The 14,449-nt window shown below is 72.6% G+C and carries 12 protein-coding genes and 1 pseudogene; 1 reads left to right on the top strand and 12 read right to left on the bottom strand.

The window, feature by feature from the left end; translation table 11 throughout:
* Positions 1-215: 215 nt before the first annotated feature.
* The 5 genes from IE182_RS02695 to bldG all read right to left on the bottom strand — a co-directional run bounded on the left by IE182_RS02695 (position 216) and on the right by bldG (position 6,435).
* Complete coding sequence (locus tag IE182_RS02695) at positions 216-1,754, bottom strand: DUF7059 domain-containing protein (protein WP_190108000.1); 1,539 nt, start codon at positions 1,752-1,754, stop codon at positions 216-218.
* A 97-nt stretch (positions 1,755-1,851) separates the two neighbouring features.
* On the bottom strand, positions 1,852-2,427 hold the full coding sequence (locus IE182_RS02700; RefSeq protein ID WP_229844528.1) for a small secreted protein: 576 nt from the start codon (positions 2,425-2,427) through the stop codon (positions 1,852-1,854).
* A 203-nt stretch (positions 2,428-2,630) separates the two neighbouring features.
* Positions 2,631-5,021, bottom strand: a complete 2,391-nt coding sequence (locus IE182_RS02705) for a sodium-translocating pyrophosphatase (protein WP_190108001.1) — start codon at positions 5,019-5,021, stop codon at positions 2,631-2,633.
* A gap of 417 nt (positions 5,022-5,438) precedes the next feature.
* Positions 5,439-5,909: an ATP-binding protein gene (locus tag IE182_RS02710; protein ID WP_190108002.1), complete on the bottom strand. Its 471-nt coding sequence runs from the start codon at positions 5,907-5,909 to the stop codon at positions 5,439-5,441.
* A gap of 184 nt (positions 5,910-6,093) precedes the next feature.
* On the bottom strand, positions 6,094-6,435 hold the full coding sequence (gene bldG, locus IE182_RS02715; RefSeq protein WP_086565946.1) for an anti-sigma factor antagonist BldG: 342 nt from the start codon (positions 6,433-6,435) through the stop codon (positions 6,094-6,096).
* 54 nt (positions 6,436-6,489) lie between these two features.
* On the opposite strand from bldG, the gene sftH reads away from it, so the two are divergent.
* A complete protein-coding gene (gene sftH / locus IE182_RS02720; protein ID WP_190108003.1) occupies positions 6,490-8,994 on the top strand; it encodes a DEAD/DEAH box helicase in 2,505 nt (834 codons plus the stop codon).
* 76 nt (positions 8,995-9,070) lie between these two features.
* Here sftH and IE182_RS02725 read toward each other — a convergent pair whose 3' ends face one another.
* The 7 genes and pseudogenes from IE182_RS02725 to ssd form a co-directional block, all read right to left on the bottom strand.
* The gene (locus IE182_RS02725; RefSeq protein WP_190108004.1) at positions 9,071-9,427 is read right to left on the bottom strand and encodes an Rv3654c family TadE-like protein; all 357 of its coding nucleotides are present in this window, start codon (positions 9,425-9,427) and stop codon (positions 9,071-9,073) included.
* Positions 9,405-9,749: a TadE family type IV pilus minor pilin gene (locus IE182_RS02730; protein WP_190108005.1), complete on the bottom strand. Its 345-nt coding sequence runs from the start codon at positions 9,747-9,749 to the stop codon at positions 9,405-9,407. Before IE182_RS02730 ends, IE182_RS02725 begins: the two co-directional genes overlap by 23 nt.
* A pseudogene (locus IE182_RS31760) lies at positions 9,736-9,921 on the bottom strand (DUF4244 domain-containing protein); the annotation flags it as partial. The gene IE182_RS02730 and the pseudogene IE182_RS31760, both read right to left, overlap by 14 nt.
* Positions 9,922-10,081: 160 nt before the next feature.
* A complete protein-coding gene (locus IE182_RS02740) occupies positions 10,082-10,879 on the bottom strand; it encodes a type II secretion system F family protein (RefSeq protein ID WP_229844529.1) in 798 nt (265 codons plus the stop codon).
* A complete protein-coding gene (locus tag IE182_RS02745) occupies positions 10,876-11,793 on the bottom strand; it encodes a type II secretion system F family protein (protein ID WP_190108007.1) in 918 nt (305 codons plus the stop codon). Before IE182_RS02745 ends, IE182_RS02740 begins: the two co-directional genes overlap by 4 nt.
* Entirely contained in the window at positions 11,790-12,947 is a 1,158-nt protein-coding gene (locus tag IE182_RS02750; RefSeq protein WP_190108008.1) for a TadA family conjugal transfer-associated ATPase, read from the bottom strand. Before IE182_RS02750 ends, IE182_RS02745 begins: the two co-directional genes overlap by 4 nt.
* Positions 12,944-14,053 (bottom strand): septum site-determining protein Ssd, encoded by a 1,110-nt coding sequence (gene ssd, locus IE182_RS02755; RefSeq protein WP_229844530.1) that lies wholly within the window; start codon positions 14,051-14,053, stop codon positions 12,944-12,946. The genes IE182_RS02750 and ssd overlap by 4 nt, the downstream gene beginning before the upstream one ends.
* Positions 14,054-14,449 lie beyond the last annotated feature (396 nt).

Below are 14,449 nucleotides of genomic sequence, written 5' to 3' on the forward strand. Positions count from 1 at the left end.
TGTCAAACGGAAAAAGCCCGCAACGCCACTCGAACGGTAACCCGACAAGCGTCCTGTCTGCCGCCCGGACCGTCACACCGTGAGTGTGACGGCCCTGACACGTGCGGTCACGCCCAGAACGCCGGGGGCCGAGGGAACGTGACGCGAACACGACCCCTCCTTTTCCCCTTCTCGTGGGTCTGACGACCCCCTTCCATATTCCTCCCCGTAACCCGTCAGCCGGCCACCGGCAGGAGGAAGCCCTGCTCGACGAGCATCCGGATCGCCTCCGGCGTGCGGTCCCGCAGGAGCACCGGGTCCTCGCCGACCAGCTGGGCGATCGCGTCGAGGATGCGGCCCGCGGGCAGTGAGCCGTCGCACACGCCGGCGAAGCCCGCACCGACCGTGTCCACCTTGGTGGCGCGGCGCATTCCGCGGTTCTGCCGCAGCACGACGTGCTCGGGGTCCTCGGCGCCCGGCAGCCCGACCTGCTCCTGCACGACCTGGTCGGCGAGCCGGAAACGCGTCGCGAGCAGCGCCGCGTCGTCGTGCGTGCGCAGGAAGTCCTGTCGCTCGAAATGCGCCCGTACGGTCGCGCCCAGCGGCTGCTCGACCGGATGCGGCCACTCCTCGGCGACCACCGAGGGCGTATCCGAGCCGGATTTGCGCAGCGTGATCCAGCCAAATCCGACGCCCTTGGTCCCGCGGGCCTCGAACTCGTCCAGCCACGCGTCGTAGCGGGCCGCGTACTCCTGCGGACCCGCCCGGTGATCGCCTCCGTCGCGCAGCCACAGCTCGGCGTACTGCGCGATGTCCTGCACCTCGCGCTGGACGATCCAGGCGTCACAGCCGCGCGGCACCCACGACGAGATCCGCTCGCGCCAGTCCTCGCCCCCGACGTGCTGCCAGTTGGCGAGGAGCTGGCAGTAGCCGCCGTCGTTGAGCCGGTCGGCCGACTGCTGCACCAGCGTGCGGCACAGGTCGTCGCCGCCCATGCCGCCGTCGCGGTAGGTCAGCCGGGCGCCGGGCGAGATGACGAACGGCGGGTTCGACACGATCAGGTCGTACGTCCGGTCGGCGACCGGCTCGAACAGGGAGCCCTGGCGCAGGTCGGCCTCGGGAGCGCCGGAGAGTGCGAGCGTGAGCCGTGTGATGTGCAGCGCACGCGGGTTGAGGTCGGTGGCGGTGACGCGGGTGGCGTGCTGGGCGGCGTGCAGCGCCTGGATGCCGGAGCCGGTGCCGAGGTCGAGGGCGTCGGCGACGGGCGTGCGGACGGTGATCCCGGCGAGGGTGGTGGACGCGCCGCCCACGCCGAGGACGAGCTCCGAGCGGTCCACGCCGGTGGGGCCCGCGCCGCCCCCGGCGATGCCGCCCGCTCCGCCGACGGCGCAGCCCAGGTCGGAGACGATCCACCAGTCCTGCCCCTCGGGGCCGCCGTACGGGCGGACGTCCACGCTCGCCCGGAGGAGCTCACCGTCCGCGGCGTCGGGCACCAGCCAGCCGTCGGTGAGGCAGTCCTCGACGGGCAGGACCGCGGCGGCCCGCGCACGGGCGACGGGCTGCTGCAGCAGGAAGAGCCGGACCAGCGTCTCCAGGGGCCCGTCGCCGCGGGTGGCGCGCAGGGCGGGGACGGTCTCGCTGCGGGCGAGCGCGGCGTAGGCGGAGGCGCCGAGCAGGTCGAGGAGACCGTCGGCCGTGAAGGCGGCCGCCAGCAGGGCGTCGCGCAGACGGGCGGTGCGCGCCGGGTCGGCGGTGGGAAGGTGCGTCGTACTCACGGAACCATTGTCGGGGGCGCCCCGCGCAAACGGCGAAAGCCCGGCGCCGCCCACTGCGGCGCGGCGCCGGGCGGGGCCGACCCGGTTCCGGTCGTCGTTACTGCTTGGTCGCCGACGGGGAGACCGACGTCCGCTTGCAACCCGGCTGCTTGGCCATGGCCTTGCCGACGTCGCCGGACTGCAGCTTCTTGAGCGCCTCGTCGCTGCGGCTGGTGAGCTTGCTGATGTCGGCGGCGATGCCCTTGAGGCCCTCGCCGAACTTCGCCTGGTCGCCGGTGTCCAGCTCGTCGATGCGCTTCTTCAGCCCCGCGTACGCCCCGGAGAGGTCGTTGAGCGCCTTGACGGCGTTCTTCTGGCTGGTTTCGCCGTCCTTGACCGGCGGGGCGCCCGCCCGGTCGACGGAGGTGGCGAGGGCCTTGTAGGCGTCGGCGCTGGCCTGGAAGGCCGCCGAGTCGGTCTGCTGGATCTTCTTGGAGTCCTCCTCGTTCGTGAGGCCCACGATCGCGGAGTTGGCGTCCGTGATCTTCTTGACCTGAGGCTGCATCTGGTCGCAGACGCTCTTGGCCCACTCGTCGAGTTTCTTGGACTTGTCGTCGCCGCCCCCGCCGCAGCCCGTCAGGGCCAGGACAAGTGCCGCCCCGCCGGACAGTGCAGCCACAAGCTTCTTGTTCACCGGATCGGTCCCTTCAATGGCTCTCGGCCCCGGAACTTACACGTCCAGGCGACAGGGGACAGGAGCCGAGCACACCGTATGCCCCCATTTGGAGCCATTTGCACCAAGCTTGGCGTGGCGTTCGCCGCACCTGACGCGGGCTCCGGGAGTGCCGGAGGCATACGGTGCCGTGCCGTGGTCCACGGCGGACGGCTGAGATGCCGTCAGGAGACCACCGCCGGGTCCACGGGCTTCGCCGCCCGCTCGGCGTTGCCGTCGTCGTCCACGGCGATCCCGCGCCGCTTGGAGGCGTAGACCGCACCCACGATGACGACGATCGCCAGCACCGCGACGCCGATCCGCAGGCCCCTGTTGGCGTCGGCGCCGTACGAGAACTTCACGACGGCCGGCGCGATGAGCAGTGCCACCAGGTTCATCACCTTCAGCAGCGGGTTGATCGCGGGACCGGCGGTGTCCTTGAACGGGTCGCCGACCGTGTCCCCGATGACCGTCGCCGCATGCGCCTCGCTGCCCTTGCCGCCGTGATGGCCGTCCTCGACGAGCTTCTTGGCGTTGTCCCAGGCGCCACCGGAGTTGGCCAGGAACACCGCCATCAGCGTGCCGGTGCCGATGGCGCCGGCCAGGTACGAGCCCAGCGCGCCGACGCCGAGCGAGAAGCCGACGGCGATGGGGGCCATGACCGCGAGCAGGCCGGGCGTGGCCAGTTCGCGCAGCGCGTCCTTGGTGCAGATGTCCACCACGCGCCCGTACTCCGGCTTCTCGCTGTAGTCCATGATCCCGGGGTGCTCGCGGAACTGCCGCCGCACCTCGTAGACCACCGCGCCCGCCGACCGCGACACCGCGTTGATGGCCAGGCCGGAGAAGAGGAAGACGACGGCCGCACCGAGCACCAGCCCCACCAGGTTGTTGGGCTGCGAGATGTCCAGGCTGAGCCCGAGCTCGGTGGCGTCCGCGTGCACGTCCGCGACGGCCGTCGCGATCGCGTCGCGGTACGAACCGAACAGCGCCGACGCCGCCAGTACGGCCGTGGCGATGGCGATGCCCTTGGTGATCGCCTTGGTGGTGTTGCCCACGGCGTCGAGGTCGGTGAGCACCTGCGCGCCCGCGCCCTCGACGTCGCCGGACATCTCCGCGATGCCCTGCGCGTTGTCGGAGACCGGCCCGAAGGTGTCCATCGCGACGATGACGCCGACGGTCGTGAGCAGACCCGTGCCCGCGAGGGCGACGGCGAACAGCGCCAGCATGATCGACGTGCCGCCCAGCAGGAACGCCCCGTACACCCCCAGCGCGATCAGCACCGCCGAGTAGACCGCGGACTCCAGGCCGATGGAGATGCCGGAGAGGATGACGGTCGCGGGGCCGGTCAGGGAGGTCTTGCCGATGTCCCGCACAGGCCGCCGGCTGGTCTCGGTGAAGTAGCCGGTCAGCTGCTGGATGAGTGCGGCGAGGACGATGCCGATGGCGACGGCCACGAGCGCGAGCACGCGCGGGTTGCCGTCGTGGGAGGCGATGGCTTCGTCGCCGATGCCCTTCAAGTCGGTGTAGCGGGACGGCAGATAGGTGAACACCGCCACCGCCACCAGCACGAGGGAGATGACGGCGGAGATGAAGAAGCCCCGGTTGATGGCGGTCATCCCGCTGCGGTCGCTGGCGCGCGGCGCCACCGCGAACACGCCGATCATCGCCGTGAGCACGCCGATGGCGGGGACGAGCAGCGGGAAGGCGAGGCCGGCGTCGCCGAAGGCGGCCTTGCCGAGGATGAGCGCGGCGACGAGCGTGACGGCGTACGACTCGAAGAGGTCGGCCGCCATGCCCGCGCAGTCCCCGACGTTGTCGCCCACGTTGTCCGCGATGGTGGCCGCGTTGCGCGGGTCGTCCTCGGGGATGCCCTGCTCGACCTTTCCGACCAGGTCGGCGCCGACGTCCGCGGCCTTGGTGAAGATGCCGCCGCCCACGCGCATGAACATCGCCAGCAGCGCCGCGCCGAATCCGAATCCCTCCAGCACCTTGGGCGCATCGGCCGCGTACACCAGCACCACGCAGGAGGCGCCCAGCAGGCCGAGGCCCACGGTGCACATGCCGACGACCCCGCCCGTGCGGAACGCGATTTTCATGGCCCGGTGCGCGACCGCCGTCAGATCCTTTTCCGGCTCCCCTTCGGCAGGTGTCGCCTCACGCGCCGCGGCCGCCACGCGCACATTGCTGCGCACCGCGAGCCACATGCCGATATAGCCGGTGGCGGCGGAGAACAACGCACCGACCAGGAAGAACAGCGAACGGCCCATGCGCTGCGATCCGTTGTCCGCGGGCAGCAGCATGAGCAGGAAGAACACGATCACGGCGAAGACGCCGAGGGTGCGCAACTGCCGGGCGAGATAGGCGTTCGCGCCTTCCTGCACCGCCGCGGCGATTCTCTTCATGTTCTCGGTGCCCTCGCTCGCCGCGAGCACCTGACGCACCAGCACCACGGCCACGGCGAGCGCGGCGACCGCCACGGCCGCGATCACCAGCACCAGGGTGCGATTGCCCTCGGTCAGCTCGACCGCGAGATTCTGAGTGAAGTCCACCTGTTGAGGGGTAAAGGGCCCCGCCATTCGTCCTCCCTGACGTTTGGCACATGGGCGCGTAGCCGGGACCCGCGACATTGGGCACCACCGCAGGAACGGCCGCCACGCTCAGGCGTCCTGAGCTCAAGATGCACGGATTGTAGGGAGCATGACGAGATCAAAACAGAGCGCAGGAACCGGAATGAGACTGCGCAAGTGAAGATCGGAAAAGTGATCCGTGTGCGAGCCATGGAGGTGCGGCGGGGGAATTGATCGACGAGTGGAGATCAATGGGCCATTCGGTGGCTTCGTGGAAGCATCAACCACCATTCCACCGCCTTCACGCGGCCCCGCGCGGCACCCGCGGAAGGGATGCAGAACGCGTCCGGACGGCCGCCCACGGCCCGCCGGACAGGATTACGGCGCACGCGGCGCGGCCGACTACGGCGGACGGGGGCGGTCGCCCTACGGCAGGGCGGTCGTGGACGCCGTAGGCCAGCTCATGCGGATCAGGCCCCCGCTCTCGTCGGCCGTCACCTCGACGTCGTCGACGAGCCCGCTGATCACGGCGAGGCCCATGTCGTCGTCACTGTCGACCCCGATGTCCTCCGCGACCCCACCGGGGCCGGACCCCTTGGCGGAGCCCGCCGCGGCTCTGGCCAGCGCGGCCGCAACGGCGGCAGGGCGCGGCGCGTCGTCGGCGACCTCGATGGAGAACTTCTTCTCGTCCTCGATCAGCACCACCCGCACCGGGCTGGAGATCCCCTGGCTGTTGTGCAGGCCGACCGCGCGCGAGCACGCCTCACCGACGGCGAGCCGGACCTCGTCGAGAACGGCCTCGTCGACCCCGGCCCGGCGCGCCACCGCGGCCGCGACGAGCCTGGCCGTGCGGACATGCTCAGGAAGGGCACTGAAGAGCAGTTCGACGGTGGCCATGCCATCCCCCTCGGTGGTACCTGCCGGCCCCCTTCCCTCATCGGGAACGGGACGAACTCGCAGAGGGGACGGACCCTGGAGCCCGTGGCCCCCCGGCGTGGCTGTGCGGCTGTTCGACTGTGCCGTCGGGCTGCGGCCGCCGCCCGGACCTCCGTCCGGCCGCCGGGCCGCCGCCCGGCCGTCGTCAGTCGGTCGCCTGTACCGCGTCCTCGACCGAGGTGTGGATCGGGAACACCTTGGTCAGGCCGGTGATACGGAAAATCTTGAGAATGCGCTCCTGGTTGCAGACCAGCCGCAGCGAGCCCTCATGGGCACGCACACGCTTCAGGCCGCCGACCAGGACGCCGAGCCCGGTGGAGTCGAGGAAGTCGACGCCCTCCATGTCCACGACGAGGTGGTAATTGCCGTCGTTGACAAGCTCGACCAGCTGCTCACGCAGCTTGGGCGCGGTGTACACATCAATCTCGCCACCGACCCGGACAACCGTACGGTCGCCTACGGTCTCGGTCGACAGGGACAGGTCCACGGATCCTCCAGCACCTTGCATCGAGCGGTCGCCCCCCATGGATCGGCAGCCGCGATGGCATTCAATCACTTACCGGCAGGCGCGCACGACGCCTTGGCGCCATTGTCCGTCACGCCAGTGACACACTCGGTGTCGATGGCCAACGATCAACTCCCGCCGGAGGCGGGCGTGCACCCCTCTCCCCGGACGATCCTCGACCGACTCGCCGCCGGGCCGGGCCGGGCTGCACGCATCACTCATACGGAGCACTTGCCCCCTCGTCCCGGACGTCATGCCCCCTGGCCGGAGAAGATCCGCCCAGAGGTGATCGACGCCATCCGGGCCGCCGGAATCGAGCGGCCCTGGGCCCACCAGGCGCGCACGGCCGAACACGCACTGCGCGGCGAGTCGGCCGTGGTGGCCACCGGAACCGCCTCCGGCAAGTCCCTCGCCTACCTCGCCCCCGTCCTGAGCACCCTGCTGGACGGATCCGAGGCCCCCAACGGCCGCGGCGCCACCGCCCTCTACCTCGCCCCCACCAAGGCCCTGGCCGCCGACCAGCGCCGCGCCGTACGCGCCCTGGCCGCACCCCTGGGCAAGGGCATCCGCCCCGCCGTCTACGACGGGGACACCCCGGTGGAGGAACGCGAGTGGGTGCGCCAGTACGCCAATTACGCGCTGACCAACCCCGACATGCTTCACCTGTCGATCCTGCCCGGCCACCCCAAGTGGGCCTCCTTCCTGCGCGCCCTGCGCTACGTCGTCATCGACGAGTGCCACACCTACCGCGGCGTCTTCGGCTCCCACGTCGCCCAGGTCCTGCGCCGCCTGCGGCGCGTCTGCGCCCGCTACGGCTCCGACCCCGTCTTCCTGCTCGCCTCCGCCACCGCCTCCGACCCGGCCACCGCCGCCTGCCGCCTCACCGGCGTCCCGGTCGCCGAGGTCACCGAGGACGCCTCACCGCGCGGCGACGTCGTCTTCGCCCTCTGGGAACCCCCGCTCACCGAGCTCCACGGCGAGCGGGGCGCGCCCGTCCGCCGCACCGCCACCGCCGAGACCGCCGACCTCCTCACCGACCTCGTCGTCCAAGGCGTCCGCAGCGTCGCCTTCGTCCGCTCCCGGCGCGGCGCCGAGCTGGTCGCCCTGATCGCCCAGGAGCGCCTCGCCGCCGTCGACCGCTCCCTCCCCTCCCGCGTCGCCGCCTACCGCGGCGGCTACCTCCCCGAGGAGCGCCGCGCCATCGAACGCTCCCTGCACACCGGCGAACTCCTGGGCCTCTCCGCCACGTCCGCCCTCGAACTGGGCGTCGACGTCGCCGGCCTCGACGCCGTCCTCCTCTCCGGCTACCCCGGCACCCGCGCCTCCCTCTGGCAGCAGGCCGGCCGCGCCGGCCGTACGGGACGGGGCGCCCTGGCCGTACTCATCGCCCGCGACGACCCGCTGGACACCTACCTCGTCCACCACCCCGAGGCCCTCTTCCGGCAGCCCGTGGAATCCACCGTCCTCGATCCCGACAACCCCTACGTCCTCGCCCCCCATCTGTGCGCCGCCGCCGAGGAACTACCACTCACGGAGGCCGACCTGTCGCTGTTCGGCCCCGAGGCCATGGTCGTGATCTCCCAGCTCGAAGCCCGCAAACTGCTCCGCCGCCGGGCCTCCGCCTGGCACTGGACCCGCCGCGAACGCGCCGCCGACCTCACCGACATCCGCGGCGGGGGCGGCCGCCCCGTCCAGGTCGTCGAGGAGGGAACGGGCCGGCTGCTCGGCACCGTGGACGCGGCCGCCGCCCACACCACCGTCCACGAGGGCGCCGTCCACCTCCACCAAGGCCGCAGCTACCTCGTGCGCCACCTCGACCTGGAGGACTCCGTCGCGCTCGTCGAACAGGCCGATCCGCCCTACTCCACGACGGCCCGGGACACCACCGCCATCTCCATCCTGGAGACCACCACCGAGGTCCCCTGGGGGGACGCACGGCTGTGCTTCGGCTCCGTCGAGGTCACCAACCAGGTCGTCTCCTTCCTCCGTCGCAAACTCATCACCGGCGAAGTGCTCGGCGAGTCCAAACTGGAGCTGCCGCCCCGCATCCTGCGCACCCGGGCCGTGTGGTGGACCGTCACCGAGGACCAGCTCGACGCCGCCCGCATCGACCCCGAAGCCCTCGGCGGCGCCCTGCACGCCGCCGAACACGCCTCCATCGGCATGCTCCCCCTCTTCGCCACCTGCGACCGCTGGGACATCGGAGGCGTGTCCGTCCCGCTCCATCCCGACACGCTCCTGCCGACCGTCTTCGTCTACGACGGCCACCCGGGGGGCGCCGGCTTCGCCGAGCGGGCCTTCAACACCGCTGCCCGCTGGCTCGGCGCCACCCGCGAGGCGATCGCCTCCTGCGAGTGCGACACGGGCTGCCCTTCCTGCATCCAGTCCCCCAAGTGCGGCAACGGCAACGACCCCCTGGACAAGCGAGGCGCCATCCGGCTCCTCACCCACCTCCTCACCGGAGCCCCGGACGAGGCTGCTCCGGGAGAGGCTTCTCCGGGAGAGGAACCGGGCGTGTCACCGAGCGGGGAGCTGGGGTGAACCGCAGAACGGCGAGCCAGGCGGGTCACCGGGCGGGGCGTAGGCGGCCGGGGCGTAGGCGGCCGGGGCGTAGGGCCTAGCCCGACGGGGCGTAGGCGGTGGGGCCCGCGCGGGAGCGTACCCGGACCGCGTACGGCCCCGCCCTCGCCTCCGCTATTACTTCCGCAATCTCCCCCTGCACCACGCACCCCGCCACGTGCGCCCCTTGAGCCTCGGCGACTTTCCGGCCGAGACGACAGGCAACGTCCTCGCCCTGCAGGGCGTGGTCGGCGGCGGCCAGCGCGGCCAGGTCGGCAGCGCCACCGGCGCGGTGACGCGCCATCACGGCCTGGGTCATGGCCAGCACGGCGGCGAGCACCACGCAGAAGGCCGTGACCGCCACCGCCGTCCACACCGTGGCGGAGCCTGCATCACCCCACCGTCTCTTCAGCAAGAGCCACCGCCTCTCCCTTCAGGCGCACCGCCAACGGCCCCGGGCCGGCCACCCGTGCCTCGACCTGCACGCGGACCAGGTCCCCTTCCCGCGCCACTCCGACCCGGGCTCCGGGTGGGGCCGCCGATCTGGCCGCCGCGACGGCCGCCGCGGGCGGATCCGACCGGGCGGCCGCCCTCGCCCCCGCCCGGGCCGCGTCCACGCACTGGATCTGGGCGGCACCGGCCATCAGCGTCCAGAGCAGCGCCATGCTGGTCAGCGCCATGACCGGCAGGACGACCGCGGCCTCGGCCGTCACGAACCCCCCGTCAGAACGTCGCATGGAGTGCCCTCACGATCAGCTGCTGCAGTGCGCCGCTGACGGCCCCGCTGGTGACGACCTTGTAGAGGACCGCCGCCAGAGCACACGCCGCCAGCGTCCCCACCGCGTACTCGGCCGTGGTCATGCCGGCATCGCCGCCGCCTGCGGCCGGACGCCGAAGACGCGCCCACCCGTGCGCCCGCCGACGCGACCGCCCTCGTGGCCACCACGAGGTGACCGCTGCTGTTCCTCCCGGTCCTTCCGAGGTCCAGGTCCTTGCCGCCCTCGTGCACGCCGCCCATGCCATGACTGCTCCTCCGCTTTCCCGTGGTGTTCTGCATCAGTTGTCTCGATCAATTGCCCTGCAGGAGACCGCTCGCCAGGCCGACCACCACCGGCACCACGCCCACCGTCAGGAACGCGGGCAGGAAGCACAGTCCGAGAGGGGCCGTCGCCAGGACGCCCGCGCGCCGGGCCCGTATGCCCGCTGCCCTGGACTGCGCGGCGCGCAGCTGCGCCGCCAGCCGCGTCATGGGCTCCACCGCCGGGACTCCGGTCGTCTGTGCCCTCTCCAGGCAGCGAGCCGTCCCGGCGGCCCCGGGGAGGGCGCCCAGCCGGCCCCACGCCGCGGCCGGCTCGCCTCCGAGCCGCACCTCCGCCGCGGCCTGGGCCAGCCGCTCGCCCACCGTCCCTCCGAGCGAGCCCCCGACCGCTTCCGCTGCCTCACGCGGGCCCGCTCCGGCAGCCAGACAGGCAGCCAGCAGATCCGCAGCGAGCGGTAGCCGGCAGCCGACTTCCTCCGCCGAAACCTCCTCCCCCGCGCGTTCCGCCTTCCGCCGCCACCGCCACACCCCGGCCGCAGCAGCGATTCCCACGACGCACCCCATGACCCCGCCGACGATCCCGACGAGCACCAGTCCGCCGATCGCCGCTGCCGCCGTGGTGCGGCCGCCCCGGGCGGCCGCGATCCGCCGCAGCCGTACCGGCAGCCCACGACCGTTCGCTGCCGGAGTGCGGCTGCCCACGAGGGTCTGCATCCGGCGCCGCGTCGATCTCGCTTTGCGGGACCGGCTTCCCCTGGCCGCCATGCATGCCACCGTGACCACCACCAGCCCCGCCGCCCACAGGCTGTGGACAAGCTGCCCGCTCACGCCGGCCCCCTCCCCGCACCTTCGGCGGCCCGTACGATCCGTCGCGTCCAGGCGATGCCTGCAGACTCCAGCAGTCCGCCCAGGAGCAGGCAGCCGAGCCCGGCCGGAGTGTGCAGCAGCACCCGCAGGGGGTCCGCACCGAGCGCACTGCCCATCAACAGGGCCAGTACGGGCAGCAGGGCGAGCATGACCGCGGTGGATCTCGTGCCGGCCAGCTGGGCGCGCAGTTCGTCGCGTTGGTCCCGCTCGGCGCAGAGGGCCGCGGCGACCCTTTCCAGTCCTGCTGCCAGGCCCGCCCCGCCGTCGACTGCCACACGCCAGCAGGCCGCCACGCCGTTCAGGCCCTCGGCCCCGGGCTGAAGCGCGGCCTTGCGCAGCGCTGTCGGCACGTCCCCGCCGAATCTCGCGGCGGCGGGCACGGCCGGCCAGCCCGGGCCCAGTTCCACCTGCGTCAGCCCGGCCACGGCCTCGCAGGGCTGGCGCCCTGCCCGTAGCTCTCCCGCCACGCTGCCGCACATCTCGATCACGGCGGCCTCACACCGCTCCCGTTCGTGCTCCCGCTGCCTGACGGCGAGCCATCGCCGGACGAGCGGCACGGCCACCGCCGCCCCGATCAACGGCACCAGGGAGTGCCCGAGCAGCGCCACCCCGCAACCGACGGGCAGGCAGGCCAGCTCGCGCCTTGCGCGTGCCCACCGGCGCAACCGCTCGGCCCACTCCCCCGCCCAGTCCGGCAGGAAGGAGCTGCCCGGTCCGCCGAAGCCCACCGGACCACCGTCGGCCAGCAGGAGTCGGGCCCGCCGCAGCTGGGGCCCCGGCCGTGCCCCCAGCCCGGCCACCGCCACGGCACAGAGCAGCAGGGCCACGCCCCAGGTCATGGCCGGGGACGGTGGCACGATCAGCCGGGCGGTCATGAGACACCTCCGCCGCGCTCGCACAGCGCCGCAAGCCGTGTCCATCCAGGGCCGCGCTCGAAGCCCTGCGGACCCCCTACGGCCGCCGGTACGGTCGTCACGAACCCGGACGCGTCCCGGTCCAGGACGTGCACTTCGGCGATGCGCCGCTGTCCGCTGTGGTCGCGCACCAGATGGATGACGACCGACAGCGCGGCCGCCAGCTGGCTGTGCAACGCAGCCCGGTCGAGACCCGCCGAGGAACCCAGGGCCTCCAGCCGGGCCGGCACGTCCGCCGCGGCGTTGGCGTGCACAGTGCCCGAGCCTCCTTCGTGGCCTGTGTTCAAAGCGGCCAGCAGGTCGGTGACCTCCGGGCCGCGTACCTCGCCCACGACCAGCCGGTCCGGGCGCATGCGCAACGCCTGCCGCACGAGATCCCGGAGGGTGACGAGACCGGTGCCCTCCTGGTTGGCGGGCCGCGTTTCCAGCCGCACCACATGGGGGTGGTCGGGACGCAGCTCGGCTGAGTCCTCGGCGAGCACGATGCGTTCGTCGGGTGCGACGAGGCCCAGCAAGCTCGACAACAAAGTGGTCTTTCCCGAGCCGGTCCCGCCACTGATGAGGAACGACAGCCGTGCGTCGAGCACGGCCCGCAGCAGCCGTTGGCCGCCGGGCGGGACCGTTCCGGCGGCGACCAGCTCCTCCAGCGCGAAGGCGCGGGGCCGGACGACGCGCAGGGACAGGCACGTCGAGCCGACGGCCACCGGGGGCAGTACGGCGTGCAGGCGCGTGCCGTCGGGCAGACGGGCGTCGACCCAGGGGCGGGCGTCGTCCAGCCGGCGGCCGGCGATGGCGGCGAGGCGCTGGGCGAGCCGGCGCACGGCCGCCGCGTCGGGGAAGGACACCTGCGTGCGCTGCAGTCCGGCACCGCGGTCCACCCACACCTGGTCGGGTGCGGTGACCAGCACGTCGGTGACGTCGGGCTCGGCCAGCAGCGGCTCCAGGGGGCCGGTACCGACGAGCTCGGAGCGCAATCTGGCGGCGACACCGAGCACTTCGGCGTCGCCGAGCAGCCGCCCTTCGAGGCGCAGGGCCTCGGCGACCCGTGCGGGGGTGGGGTCCGCTCCGCTCTCCGCGAGCCGCAGCCGCACCGCGTCCAGCAAAGAGGCGCTCATGCCGGCGCACCTCCGCCATCGGCGAGGGCCCGGCCCCAGAACTCCGTGGTGAAGCGCGCCAGCGGTCCCCGCTCGTCGGATCCCGGCGGGCGGCCCGCGTTCAGCGCCCCCGACAGGCCCGGCTCCAGGGGAAGTTCACCGGCCAGCGGCAGCCCCAGAAGGCGCGTGATCTCCTCGCCGCCCAACCCCGGACCGAACGGGCCGCGCACCACCGCGCGCAGGTCGCCCAGCAGCATCCCGAGCATCGAGGCGACCCGGTGCGCCGCTGCGACCGCGCGCAGTTCGGCAGGCACCACGAGCAGACCGGCGTCGAGCTGTTCGAGGGCTTCGACGGCCGTTTCGTCGATCCTGCGCGGCAGGTCCACGACCACCACGCCGCCGCGCCTGCGGGCGGCGGCCAGCACGGCCCGCATCGCTTCGGGCGGAACGGCGGTGCAGTCGCTCCTGTCCCAGCTCAGCAGGCGCAGTGAGTGCAGCTCGGGCAGCGCCTCCTCCAGTGCCCGCCCGGCCACCCGGCCCCGGGAGTCGGCGAAGGCGGGCCAGCGCAGCCCGCCGGCCCGTTCCCCGCCCAGCATCACGTCGAGTCCACCGCCCAGCGGATCACCGTCGATGAGCATCGTGCGGTGTCCGGCGCGGGCGGCTCCGACGGCCAGGGCGCAGGCCAGCGTGCTCGCTCCGGCGCCGCCCCGGCCACCGATCACCCCGACGGTGAGGGCCGGGCGGCCGACGCCCTCGACGGCGTCGGCGATGCGGTCGACCAGCCAGCTCTCGCCGTCGGGCAGCAGGGCCACGTGCCGGGCCCCGATTTCCACGGCACGTCTCCAGACACCGGGGTCGTCGAGGTCCTTGCCGACGAGCACCACCCCTTCGCGGCGGGCGGCGGCACCCATGCGCAGGGCGCAGTCGTCACCCACCAGGACGAGCGGGGCGCTCTCCCAGCTGCCTCTACGGGCGGGTGTTGCGTGCATGACTTCGGGAACGGCTCCGGCCGCGGCACACAGCCGCAACAGATCGTCGAGCAGCCCGTCGTCCTCCGTGACGATCAGCGGGCCGCCCTGCCGTGCGTCCGCGGAAGTGGGCCAATCGGATGTGCGGGATCCGGTCACGGTCTCCTCCCCTCTCACTACGCGCTCTCGCATCCGCGAAGGTCGCGGAACTCGCGGGGAATCACCGTGCAGCGAACTGGGAAATCGTGTGGATCTTGGTCAAAAACTGTGGACAACTCAACGGATGTGAATATCCCGCTCACCTATACCGGTGACTTCCGGAGAGCAGCCTGTTGATTACCCTGCGTAACAGGTATGAAGGGGGCAGGCGCCGCGCCCGCCGGGGCGCGCGAGGGAGAGGAGGACCCGAAGCCGATGCCCAAAATGCATCCGGACATGCGACGACCCCCGCCGGGGGGGAGAGCGGGGGTCGTCCCCACGGCCGACTCGGGGGGGGAGGAGTCGGGCCGGGTTAGACACGGTCGCGAACGATCCGTGACTTCCATGGTGTACCCG

The organism is Streptomyces cinnamoneus (genome assembly GCF_014650495.1).
In the GTDB taxonomy this organism is placed as follows: Bacteria; Actinomycetota; Actinomycetes; order Streptomycetales; family Streptomycetaceae; genus Streptomyces; species Streptomyces cinnamoneus.